The 11,892-nt window shown below is 41.2% G+C and carries 11 protein-coding genes; all 11 read left to right on the forward strand.

Annotated elements, in window-relative coordinates; translation table 11 throughout:
- Positions 1-26: 26 nt before the first annotated feature.
- The 11 genes from ligA to LQ203_RS20555 all read left to right on the forward strand — a co-directional run bounded on the left by ligA (position 27) and on the right by LQ203_RS20555 (position 11,779).
- On the forward strand, positions 27-2,033 hold the full coding sequence (gene ligA / locus LQ203_RS20505) for an NAD-dependent DNA ligase LigA (RefSeq protein ID WP_230160822.1): 2,007 nt from the start codon (positions 27-29) through the stop codon (positions 2,031-2,033).
- 11 nt (positions 2,034-2,044) lie between these two features.
- On the forward strand, positions 2,045-3,214 hold the full coding sequence (locus LQ203_RS20510; protein WP_230160824.1) for a CamS family sex pheromone protein: 1,170 nt from the start codon (positions 2,045-2,047) through the stop codon (positions 3,212-3,214).
- Between the two features lie 457 nt (positions 3,215-3,671).
- Positions 3,672-3,962: an Asp-tRNA(Asn)/Glu-tRNA(Gln) amidotransferase subunit GatC gene (gene gatC / locus LQ203_RS20515; protein WP_137018236.1), complete on the forward strand. Its 291-nt coding sequence runs from the start codon at positions 3,672-3,674 to the stop codon at positions 3,960-3,962.
- A gap of 12 nt (positions 3,963-3,974) precedes the next feature.
- Positions 3,975-5,435 (forward strand): Asp-tRNA(Asn)/Glu-tRNA(Gln) amidotransferase subunit GatA, encoded by a 1,461-nt coding sequence (gatA, locus tag LQ203_RS20520; RefSeq protein ID WP_230160826.1) that lies wholly within the window; start codon positions 3,975-3,977, stop codon positions 5,433-5,435.
- A gap of 12 nt (positions 5,436-5,447) precedes the next feature.
- Positions 5,448-6,875 (forward strand): Asp-tRNA(Asn)/Glu-tRNA(Gln) amidotransferase subunit GatB, encoded by a 1,428-nt coding sequence (gene gatB, locus LQ203_RS20525; protein ID WP_230160828.1) that lies wholly within the window; start codon positions 5,448-5,450, stop codon positions 6,873-6,875.
- Positions 6,876-7,059: 184 nt separating this feature from the next.
- Entirely contained in the window at positions 7,060-7,602 is a 543-nt protein-coding gene (locus tag LQ203_RS20530) for a sigma-70 family RNA polymerase sigma factor (RefSeq protein ID WP_230160830.1), read from the forward strand.
- Positions 7,599-8,066, forward strand: coding sequence for a hypothetical protein (locus LQ203_RS20535; protein ID WP_230160832.1), 468 nt, complete (start codon positions 7,599-7,601; stop codon positions 8,064-8,066). Before LQ203_RS20530 ends, LQ203_RS20535 begins: the two co-directional genes overlap by 4 nt.
- The gene (locus LQ203_RS20540) at positions 8,059-9,129 is read left to right on the forward strand and encodes a hypothetical protein (RefSeq protein ID WP_230160834.1); all 1,071 of its coding nucleotides are present in this window, start codon (positions 8,059-8,061) and stop codon (positions 9,127-9,129) included. The genes LQ203_RS20535 and LQ203_RS20540 overlap by 8 nt, the downstream gene beginning before the upstream one ends.
- Positions 9,126-10,043 (forward strand): hypothetical protein, encoded by a 918-nt coding sequence (locus LQ203_RS20545; RefSeq protein ID WP_230160836.1) that lies wholly within the window; start codon positions 9,126-9,128, stop codon positions 10,041-10,043. The genes LQ203_RS20540 and LQ203_RS20545 overlap by 4 nt, the downstream gene beginning before the upstream one ends.
- A 181-nt stretch (positions 10,044-10,224) precedes the next feature.
- Positions 10,225-11,139, forward strand: a complete 915-nt coding sequence (locus tag LQ203_RS20550; protein WP_230160838.1) for a diacylglycerol kinase — start codon at positions 10,225-10,227, stop codon at positions 11,137-11,139.
- Between the two features lie 64 nt (positions 11,140-11,203).
- Positions 11,204-11,779, forward strand: a complete 576-nt coding sequence (locus tag LQ203_RS20555) for a GNAT family N-acetyltransferase (RefSeq protein ID WP_230160840.1) — start codon at positions 11,204-11,206, stop codon at positions 11,777-11,779.
- Positions 11,780-11,892: the final 113 nt, after the last annotated feature.

The following is an 11,892-nucleotide window of genomic DNA, read 5'->3' on the forward strand; positions in this document are numbered from 1 at the left end:
AGTCTTCTTTAGAAAGGATTGAACGTATGGACTTACAAGCTGCAGAGAAGAAAGTACTAGAACTGCAAACATTATTGAACCAATACAGCTATGAATATTACGTGATGGACCAGCCATCAGTACCTGATGCTGAATATGATAGGCTACTCCGTGATCTTATTGAGTATGAGGAGAAATTTCCTGAACTGAAAACGGCGGACTCACCAACACAACGTGTCGGTGGCGCCATTTTGGATATGTTTGAAAAAGTGGAGCATACCTCACCGATGCTTAGCTTAGGCAATGCTTTCAATGAAAGTGACTTACGGGATTTCGACAGAAAGGTCCGGCAATCCGTAGGTGACGATTTTTCCTATGTATGTGAATTGAAAATAGATGGTCTTGCCGTCACGCTTCAATACGAGAATGGATATTTCGTAAGAGGGGCAACCCGTGGAGATGGAACGATCGGGGAGGATATTACAGCTAACCTGAAAACGATCAAGTCGATTCCATTGAAGGTGCGGGAGCCGGTTGCCATAGAAGTGCGCGGTGAGGCATTCATGCCAAAAAAATCATTCGAATCCTTAAATAAAGCTAAGGAAGAACGTGGTGAAGAACCTTTTGCAAACCCACGGAATGCTGCTGCTGGTTCCTTAAGGCAACTTGACCCAAAGCTTGCTGCGAAACGGAACTTGGACATTTTCCTTTATGCGATTGCTGATTTGGGCGAAACAGGGGTCCAATCCCATAGTGAGGGTCTTGATTTATTGGACCGACTGGGGTTTAAGACGAATAAGGAAAGAAAAACATGCACGAATATAGAGGAAGTACTGGCCTATATAGTAGAATGGACGGAACAACGTCCAAACTTAGCTTATGACATTGATGGAATTGTCGTAAAGGTGGATTCCCTTGAACAGCAGGATGAATTAGGTTTTACTGCAAAAAGTCCGCGATGGGCCATTGCTTATAAATTCCCAGCTGAAGAAGTCATTACAACCCTAAGGGATATCGAGCTGAATGTCGGCCGTACGGGTGTTTTGACCCCGACCGCCGTTTTGGATCCCGTCCGGGTAGCAGGTACGACTGTTCAGCGAGCTTCCCTGCATAACGAAGACTTAATCCGTGAAAAGGACATCAGAATCGGAGATCAAGTTGTCGTGAAAAAAGCGGGTGATATCATTCCAGAGGTGGTCAATGTACTGGCAGAGCGCCGTACAGGGGAAGAAATCGAATTCCAGATGCCGACTGAGTGCCCGGAATGCAGCAGTGAACTTGTTCGGCTAGACGGGGAGGTTGCTTTACGCTGCATAAACCCGAAATGTCCTGCACAAATACGGGAGGGCTTGATTCACTTTGTATCCCGGACGGCCATGAATATAGACAGTCTTGGTGAAAAAGTGATTAGCTTGTTGTTCAAAGAAAAACTCATACAAGACGTGGCTGATATTTATAAGCTTACATACGATCAACTGATTGCATTGGAGCGGATGGGGGATAAATCGGTCAATAAACTCCTTCAAGCAATTGAAGCTTCGAAAACCAATTCTTTGGAAAAATTACTATTTGGACTAGGTATTCGTCATGTTGGTTCGAAAGCGGCGAAAACGCTAGCACAAGAGTTTGGGACGATGGAAGCCTTAAGTAAGGCGAGCCGTGAAGAACTGACATCCATTAATGAAATAGGTGATAAGATGGCCGATTCCATCGTAGCGTATTTTGAATTGGAAGAGGTCCATGCGCTATTGAACGAGTTGGAAGCATACGGTGTGAATCTCACTTATAAAGGGCCAAGAGCTATTCCCATTGAAGACATTGATTCCTATTTTGCCGGTAAAACGGTCGTTTTAACAGGTAAATTGCATCAGCTAACACGTAATGAAGCAAAAGAAAAATTAGAGGCGCTAGGAGCTAACGTTGCTGGAAGTGTCAGCAAGAAAACCGATTTGGTCGTGGCTGGCGAAGATGCCGGTTCCAAACTGGAAAAAGCGGAAAGCTTAGGCGTATTGGTATGGGATGAAGAGAGACTGGTTGAGGAACTAAAAAAATAAGAGGTGTAGCTATGAGGAAACACTCTATTTTGGGGATGATTCTTATACTGCTTCTTGCTGGATGTGCACCTAGTTTTGAGGATAAGCAAGAGGTAGTTCAAGACTCCAAAAGCAAAAAAGAAACGGCAATAATTCCGAAGTATAAAATTTCGGATGAATATTATCAAACAATCCTTCCGTTTGAACCATCAAAAGCACGCGGGTTAGTCGTATCGAATTTAAATACCCGATATGATATTGAAGAATTCGAAAATGGTCTTATGCGGTTGGCACAAACACAATTTGATCCTGACGATTACCTATTTCAAGAAGGGCAAATGCTTAGTAGCTCCACGATATCTTCCTGGCTGAACAGAAAATATACCAAAAGTCAGTTGAAAGAAAAGGACATGAAAGCCTCGGAGAACCTTGGCTTGAATCCGGTTGATCCTGGTAAAGGTGACATCGATAAGCGGAATGAAGAAAATCCAATCTATCTTGCTCATATTTTAGAACATAATTATTTAGTAAAAACAAAAGATAATTCAGTGAGCCTTGGTGGAGTGGTAATAGGTCTTGCGATGAATTCAGTGCATTACTATCAAAAAGAGGCATATGGTGCCACATATGAACAGAAAATCGATAGTAATAAGATAAAGCAAGAAGGGGAGAAAATTGCTGCTGAAGTTTTAAAAAGGCTGCGTAACACAGACAAGCTGAAAAATGTTCCGATTACGATTGCCTTATTCGAGCAAAATGAAAAATCCTCTGTAGTGCCTGGGAATTTCATTTCCTATACGAATGTCGGACAAAATTCTGATAGTATTGGAAAATGGACAGACTTGGACGAAGAGTATTTCTTATTTCCTTCTGCTAGTGCTGAAAAAAAATATAGGGATGATGTCAATACTTTCACGAACTTTAAAGAAGATGTCGAAGAGTATTTCCCTAATTTTAACGGAGTCATCGGCAGGGCGTTTTATATGGATAAACAATTACAAAGTCTGAACATCGATATTCCCATTCAATTTTATGGGAACTCGGAAGCGCTTGGGTTTACCCAATATGTAGCTGGGCTTGTAATGGAACGCTTCCCTAACTATATTTCCGTACAAGTATCCATTACCTCTGTAAATGGGCCTGAAGCGCTCATTGTCCGTGAAGCAAATCAGGACGAACCAACCGTGCATATATATGAATGAAAAATGAAAAAGATGAAGCTTAACAGCTTCGTCTTTTTTTTGTATTCACCATCCGCTAAATGGTGAATGTTTAATCGATTCTTACACGAAACGAGCACGACATAAATTAAAAATGCATCGGAGTCACCTATGGACGCAATGAGTAAGTAAATAATCCTTAACATGCTTTTGCAATCATACCAAAGAGAGTAAAACCTTCCATATTAGGAAACGCTTCCTGATATTACAGACGATCTTTTGTCGAATTCTAGGGCCATCTTGTCATTTCCCCGGAAATTTCGGCAACTTCCCCATATTTCCCGGAAAATATCTCTTTTTCCTTATGAAATATTTGAATTTCGACAATGTATCTCTTGTTGCTTTACTGTGTAATAGTTTGATATGATTTAAACGATGATTTTATGGATAAAAGCGGCGAAATTCAGTCGATTTGGATATTTTTTCGGAGGTGAAGAGAATGTCACGTATTTCTATGGAACAAGTTAAACACGTTGCCCATTTGGCCCGTTTGGCAATTACGGAAGAGGAAGCACAACAGTTTCAACATCAGCTTGACCAAATGATTTCATTTGCGGAGCAGTTGAATGAGCTTGATACAGATCAAGTAAATCCGACTTCTCACGTTTTGGATATGAAAAATGTAATGCGCGAAGATGTCGCAAAGCCAGGATTACCAGTAGAAGAAGTAGTTAAAAATGCACCGGATAGCAAAGATGGATATATCCGTGTACCATCTATAATTGAATAAGGAGGGACAATGATGTCGTTGTTCGAACAAAAGGTTTCTGAGCTTCATGAACGCTTACATAAGAAAGAGATCAGTGTCACTGATCTTGTTAACGAATCATATGAGCGAATTGGACAGGTAGAAGACAAAGTAAAGGCATTTTTGACACTTGATGAAGAAAACGCTCGCAATCAAGCAAAACAATTGGATGACCAATTAGTAAAAGGCGAGAACGAGGGCTCTTTATTTGGTATGCCAATCGGAGTGAAAGATAATATTGTCACAAAAAATTTACGGACGACTTGTGGGAGCAAAATCTTGGAGAACTTTGATCCAATTTATGATGCAACCGTCGTTCAAAAGTTACAGCAGGCAGAAACGGTGACGATCGGAAAATTGAATATGGATGAATTTGCGATGGGTTCTTCAAATGAGAATTCCGCATATCAGGCAACACGCAATCCTTGGAATCTGGATTATGTACCAGGTGGTTCATCAGGCGGTTCTGCTGCATCTGTCGCTTCCGGTGAAGTCTTATTCTCTTTAGGCTCCGATACGGGTGGATCGATCCGCCAACCAGCGGCATATTGTGGAGTTGTCGGCTTAAAGCCTACATATGGACGGGTTTCCCGTTTCGGACTTGTAGCATTTGCGTCTTCATTAGACCAAATCGGTCCGGTTACTAGAACAGTAGAAGATAATGCCTACTTGCTTGGAGCGATATCTGGTTTAGATCCAATGGATTCCACTTCTGCTAACGTTGACGTACCGAATTTTGTGAATTCATTAACAGGCGATGTAAGAGGAATGAAAATTGCAGTCCCTAAAGAATATCTCGGTGAAGGCGTTGGCGAAGAAGCTCGTAATTCCGTTCTTGAAGCGTTAAAAGTATTAGAAGGACTTGGAGCTGAGTGGGAAGAGGTATCCTTGCCACATTCCAAATATGCCCTAGCTGCATATTATCTGCTTTCTTCATCGGAAGCTTCAGCTAACCTTTCCCGTTTTGACGGAGTGCGCTACGGACACCGTACAGATAATGCAGAAACACTTATAGAAATGTATAAGCAAACTCGTGCAGAAGGATTCGGTGACGAAGTGAAACGCCGTATCATGCTTGGAACTTTCTCCTTAAGTTCAGGTTATTATGATGCTTATTATAAAAAGGCTCAAAAAGTACGTACATTAATTAAAAAAGACTTTGAAGATGTCTTTGAAAAATATGATGTCATCGTTGGGCCTACTACACCTACGCCTGCATTTAAAATTGGTGAAAAAGTCGATGATCCATTAACGATGTATGCGAATGATATTTTAACGATTCCAGTCAATCTTGCTGGTGTACCAGGTATATCCGTCCCATGTGGATTTGCAGCTAATGGGCTCCCGCTTGGACTGCAAATGATTGGGAAGCATTTTGATGAAAGCACGATTTACCGCGCGGCTCACGCATTTGAGCAAGCAACAGATTTTCATAAACAATTTCCTAAGCTGTAAGGGGTGAAAAAAATGGACTTTGAAACGGTCATTGGTCTAGAAGTACACGTAGAATTAAAAACGGATTCAAAAATTTTCTCAGCGAGCCCGAATCATTTCGGTGCCGCTCCAAATAGTAACACGACTGTAATTGACCTAGGTTATCCAGGCGTATTGCCTGTCGTCAATAAAAAGGCTGTTGATTTTGCAATGAAGGCTGCAATTGCTTTGAATTGCGAAGTGGCTGAAATAACGAAATTCGACAGGAAAAACTATTTCTACCCGGACAATCCTAAAGCATTCCAAATTTCTCAGTTCGATCAACCGATCGGTGAGCATGGTTGGATTGAAATCGAAGTTGGCGGCAAGAAAAAGAAAATCGGCATTACCCGCATTCATATGGAAGAGGATGCAGGCAAGCTGACACATAAGGGGAACTATTCACTTTGCGATTATAACCGCCAGGGAACTCCTCTTGTCGAAATCGTATCTGAACCGGATATCACTTCTCCTGAAGAAGCATATGCTTATCTGGAAAAATTAAAATCCATCATTCAATACACGGGTGTTTCCGATTGTAAAATGGAGGAAGGCTCACTTCGCTGTGATGCTAACATTTCCTTGAAACCTGTCGGGCAAAAAGAATTCGGTACGAAAACCGAATTGAAAAACCTGAATTCATTCAACTTCGTTCGCAAAGGGTTGGAGCATGAAGAAATCCGGCAAGCGGAAATTTTGAATGAAGGCGGCATAATCGAGCAAGAAACACGCCGGTTTGACGAAGCTACAGGCAGAACGGTTCTAATGAGAATTAAGGAAGGTTCCGATGATTACCGTTACTTCCCGGAGCCGGACTTATTGACAATCCATATCGACGAAGAATGGAAAGCACGCATCGCTGCCGAGATTCCAGAACTTCCGGATGCCAGGAAAAAACGTTATGTCGAAGAATTTGGCTTACCGGAATATGATGCGGCCGTTTTAACAGTAACGAAAGAAAGTGCTGATTTCTTTGAAGCGACTGTTGCTGCAGGAGCGGATGCAAAACTTGCATCTAACTGGATCATGGGTGAGGTTTCCGCTTTCTTAAATGCAGAAGGAAAAGAACTGCATGATGTCGAATTGACTGCTGATTCATTGGCAGGAATGATCGAGCTGATTGAAGATGGCACGATTTCTTCTAAAATAGCTAAAAAGGTTTTCAAAGAATTGATTGAAAACGGTGGGGACGCAAAAACGATCGTCAAGGAGAAGGGACTTGTCCAAATTTCTGATGAAGGCGCGTTGCGTACTGCAGTTGAAGAGGCATTGAATAATAACCCGCAATCAATCGAAGACTTTAAGGCCGGTAAACAAAAAGCAATCGGCTTCCTTGTCGGGCAGATTATGAAAGCGACAAAAGGACAAGCTAATCCGCAACTTGTTAATAAAATCTTGGTGGAAGAAATCAATAAGCGTTAATCTGGACCGTATCACTTTTAAAGTGGTACGGTTTTCCCATGATTAAGAAGAGCGTTTTACGAGAAAAATAAACGAACCTGTGCAAGCGAATAAACTTTTTGATTTTTTTTGGAGTTATCTGTAGGGGTAGCTCCTTTTTGCGTCGTCTATTACATGAATGCTTAAAAGGGAAGGAGGAAGAGAAGTGACGGATGAGTTAGTTGAGAGGGTCAGGGCTGGGAATGATCATGCATTCCGAATATTGATTGAAACGTATAAACAGACGATTTTTAGAACCGTCTATTCCGTTTTACGCAATCAAAAGGATGCAGAAGATGTCACCCAGGAGGTCTTTATCAAAATCTATACTTCTCTTCCTCAATATAAGAATCAAGGTTTCAAAACTTGGATTACCCGTATTGCAGTCAATCATGCAATAGATTTAAAGAGAAAAAGGGAACGCCAAAAGGAAGAAACGCATGAGGAATATTCATCGGAAGCTAAATTGGGCTTATCTGATGATGTCGAGGCAGTATTTTTTCGGAATGAAAGAAGAAAGCAAGTATTACGAAAGCTGAATGAACTTCCGGAGGGGTATCGGGACGTTGTCTATGGCTTTTACATAAAGGAAAAGACATTCAAGCAAATTGCAGAGGAACAGCAGATTCAAGTTAAATCTGTGGAGGTAAAGCTATATCGGGCAAGAAATTGGATGAGAAAACATTGGAAAGAGGAGGATTTTTCATGAATCATGTTCCAGAAACAGGATGGGTTGCTTATTTGGCAGATGAAATAACTGAGGATTTAAAATTAGAATATGAAAATCATCTATACTCCTGTGACGAATGTTTATCAGCCTATATGAACGCGATGGAAAAAGAAGAATCCATTCTGGACGCTGAAGGATTGGATATTGCAGGTGCTGTCATGGACTCAATCAACCTCTTGAAAGGCGAATCTCTTGAAGAGACAAAGCAAATCCGAAAAGAGAAATCTCTTCGGACGATCACAAGACATTACCTGATCGCAGCCGGGTTCACGATCTTATTAATGGCAGGCGGAGTATTTCAATCATTGACAAAATACGTCGATTCTGTGGAATCCAGCAGTGTTAAGGAAACACAATCATTAACGGATGGCCTTATTGATAAAACATTTAATTGGATGGACTCTATTGAAAAGAAAAATAAGGAGGGGTTTAGAAATGAATAAAAGTCCGGTTTTAGCTTTCTTGTTATCGTTTCTGCCAGGTTTCGGACACTTTTACCTAGGAAGGAAATATAAAGGTTTATTTTATTTTCTTGCCACGGCTGGATTGGGGCTTGGAGGTCTTTTTCTAGCATTGATCAGTCAAACGGATTCTTTTCTGGTCATTTCCATGATTGGAATGGTTTTTTATCTCATCAGTATATTCGACTTGGTGGTCACCTCTCTAAGAAATCCTAAAAGTGAAACGGAAATAGAGGGAACGGCAGATCAGCCGGAAGCAGAAAGATTCTATGTTATCATCCTTTCATTCATTCCAGGGTTAGGGCATTTTCAGCTGGGGCTCATGAATCGGGGACTCATTTTTCTCATTGGCTTTTTAGGCCTTGGCATTATGGTGATATTCATCAGTGTGATGACACAAATGGAAGGTCTGTTAATATTTCTGGCTTTATTGCCGGTAATCTGGATTTACAGCTTTTTTGATTCTGTTCAACAGCTGAATAAGAAGCAAAGTGGTGAGGAGCTTATCGATCGGACCGTTTTGGAAGATTTCGAGGAGAGACGGGAATCCGGGAAAAAAAGTAAATCGGTCGCGTCTTTATTCGCGATTTTCCCCGGCGCTGGTCACTTATATTTAGGCCTGCAAAAACGCGGTATCCAATTGATGGCCGGCTTTTTATTCGCCATTTACATACTGGATTTACTTCGTTTAGGTTTCTTCTTTTTCCTTATTCCGATCATCTGGTTTTATAGTTTTTTTGATGGATTGCAAAAGGCCTCAAAAATGGAGGAGGGGCCTGTTGAAGATACGCCCATTATTTCAGGAATCGTCAATCAAGAAAAATGGGTAGGAATTGGTTTAGTGGGACTTGGTATCTATTTCTTGGCAAGTAATATAATCGTTCCGGCAATTGCTCCTTATTTAGATGACTGGATTGGCAACAACTTGGAATATTGGTTTAGAGATTATTTTCAAAAGGGACTGGTATGCATTCTGCTTATAGGTGGGGGAATCAAGTTGCTGGCAGGGAGCAAAAAAGCGCAAGTGAAGGAGGAGACAAAGTGAGAACATGGAGAGTCGGAACGATTTCAATGGGTGTCTCCCTCGTTGGTTTGGGTGTGGTTTTAATGGTTTCTCAAATTACCGAAATGAATTTGACGACGATTCTGCTATCTTGGTGGCCGTTGCTGTTCATAATTTTGGGAGCGGAGATTCTTTTCTATATTTATTTTTCCAGAAAAGAGAGTTCTTTTGTTAAGTATGATCTTCTTAGTATTCTTTTCGTGGGATTAATTGGCACGACGGGGATTGCTTTAGTTCTGCTAACATCAAGCGGATTGATGGATCAAGTCAGGGCAGCCGTGAAAAGTGAAGAAAAAACGGTCAATTTGCCTGGTTTCAATGAAAAGGCTGGGAAAGGCATACAGAGAGTTGTCCTGGATTCTGGATCATACCCATTGACGATTGAAAGTGGTGCTGATGCGGAAGTTTCCATTTTTGGAACATACGATGAGCGGGTAATGGAAGATACAAGTTCATTGTTGAAAAAGAAGGAAGATTATTTAATGGTTGAGAGAATTGGAGATACTCTTTATATCAGGTTCAAGGATTTACCGATTCAAAATGGACTTTTAGACAGCGGGACGATGAATCTTAAGGCCACTCTTATCATCCCTGCTGAATTGGCATTAGAGATAGAGGGACAAAATACCGACCTTGTCTTGAAGCCTAGGCAGCTTATGAATGATTGGAGTGTAAAGGATAGTGGGAATGTTAGTGTATTCCTTCAAAATGATAGTGATATCAAGATAGATGCAAGAGGGGTCGAAGAACTTGAAGGTCCCGAGAACAGTTGGAAGATGACTGAAGAAAAAGAAACAAGTGATACTGTAAAAAAGAATGGGATATTCAATATGGGAAAAGGGAATCATATTTTAACCGTCACAGATACGTTTAACGTGAAAGTTCATTATCCATGATTGAAATCATTTACTAGAATAAAATTGTAAAAAGCTTTATAATTTCCCTGATAAGATTTCTAGTAAAATGAATATAAAGAAATGGACCGAAATACGGTCTCTTTTTTTCGAATATTGCTTTTCATGTAATGAAGGATTAAGATGTAAATTATGGAATCAATATGTATAAGGATGATGGGAAATGAAAAGAGCAAGGTTGATTTACAACCCGACTTCGGGACGGGAAGCCATTAAGAAGAGCCTGCCAGGTGTGCTAGCCAAACTTGAAGAAGCTGGTTATGAGGCTTCTGCACATGCGACGACAGGTGCTGGCGATGCGACGAAAGCGGCTAAGATTGCGATTGAACGCGGCTATGATATTGTCATTGCTGCAGGGGGCGACGGAACGATTTATGAGGTTGTTAATGGACTGGCCACTGCAGAAAAGCGCCCGAAACTAGGAATCATTCCGACTGGAACGACTAATGATTTCGCGCGGGCACTGCATTTACCGAAGTCAATCGAAGGGGCAGCCGAAATTATTGCCAGTGGGCATACGATGCCGATAGACATTGGTAAAATGAACGATAAATATTTCATCAATATCGCTGGCGGTGGCCGATTGACTGAGTTGACCTACGACGTGCCAATCAAGCTTAAAACCATGCTAGGGCAGCTAGCGTACTATATTAAAGGAATTGAAATGCTGCCTTCCATTAAACCGACGGAAGTTTCCATTGAATATGATGGAAAGATTTTTGAAGGAGAGATCATGCTTTTCTTAGTGGCTAACACGAATTCGGTCGGAGGATTTGAGAAATTGGCTCCAGATGCATCTCTGAATGATGGTATGTTCACGTTGCTCATTTTGAAAAAAGCCAACCTAGCTGATATTGTCCGTGTCGCAACATTGGCAATGCGCGGTGAACATATTCATGATAAAAACGTCATTTATGAAAAAGCCAATCGAATTAAAGTACAGGCCAAAAACGACATGATGCTTAATTTGGACGGAGAGTTTGGCGGAATGGCCCCAGCTGAATTCGTAAATCAGTACCGCCATTTTGATGTATTCATTCCACAAGGATTACTGCCGGACGATCCGGCAAATAAATAGGAAAAAAAGGTCACAGAAATCGGGTGGCCTTTTCAGCTTAATTCAGTAAGGAGTATGTGTAAACATGTATATCAGGAGAGCGACACCGGAAGATGCGGAGAAGTGTGCTGTATTGACCCGGTTAGCGATTAAGGAAATTGCAGAGGCATTGACCGGCGAAACGGAAGAAGAAAGAGTACTTGCCGTTCTTGCCGAGTTGTTCAGGAAAAGTGGAAATCGGATCAGCCATGAAAATACGTTCGTCAGTGAACATGATGGACAAGTATCGGGATTAATCATTGCTTACCATGGCAAGGATGCTGAAAGCTTGGATGAACCAATCGTCAAACAATTAAGGTTGAAAATGAAAGACCCAAGCGTTACGCTCGATAAGGAAGCGGAAATGAGAGACTTCTATTTGGATACAGTAAGCGTTGACCCGACTTTTCAAGGAAAAGGAATTGGCAGTGCACTGATTCAATATGTTGAGGGATACGCTAAACATAAGGGATATCCAAGGGTTTCCTTAGTCGTTGAAAATGAAAATGAAGGGGCGAATCGTCTCTATAACAGATTAGGTTATAAAAAAATAAAAACGATTACGATTAGCGGTTTTGAATTTGGCTATATGGTAAAAGAAATGGAAGAACCCCCTGTTTGACAGGGGGTCCTTTTTTGTTTTTTTTGATATTTGACAATACCATGTTAATACGTTTTTTTGCTCGTGTAATTACATCTGCTGTCCGTTCATGGCAGCCCAATCAGCGTATTCTC

Source organism: Peribacillus sp. Bi96, assembly GCF_918698115.1.
Lineage (GTDB): Bacteria > Bacillota > Bacilli > Bacillales > DSM-1321 > Peribacillus.

Coding starts and splice junctions, on each gene's coding strand:
- gatB (WP_230160828.1), top strand. CDS start 5,448: ATGGACTTTGAAACGGTCATTGGTCTAGAAGTACACGTAGAATTAAAA.
- LQ203_RS20540 (WP_230160834.1), top strand. CDS start 8,059: ATGAATAAAAGTCCGGTTTTAGCTTTCTTGTTATCGTTTCTGCCAGGT.
- LQ203_RS20535 (WP_230160832.1), top strand. CDS start 7,599: ATGAATCATGTTCCAGAAACAGGATGGGTTGCTTATTTGGCAGATGAA.
- LQ203_RS20555 (WP_230160840.1), top strand. CDS start 11,204: ATGTATATCAGGAGAGCGACACCGGAAGATGCGGAGAAGTGTGCTGTA.
- LQ203_RS20510 (WP_230160824.1), top strand. CDS start 2,045: ATGAGGAAACACTCTATTTTGGGGATGATTCTTATACTGCTTCTTGCT.
- LQ203_RS20550 (WP_230160838.1), top strand. CDS start 10,225: ATGAAAAGAGCAAGGTTGATTTACAACCCGACTTCGGGACGGGAAGCC.
- gatC (WP_137018236.1), top strand. CDS start 3,672: ATGTCACGTATTTCTATGGAACAAGTTAAACACGTTGCCCATTTGGCC.
- ligA (WP_230160822.1), top strand. CDS start 27: ATGGACTTACAAGCTGCAGAGAAGAAAGTACTAGAACTGCAAACATTA.
- gatA (WP_230160826.1), top strand. CDS start 3,975: ATGTCGTTGTTCGAACAAAAGGTTTCTGAGCTTCATGAACGCTTACAT.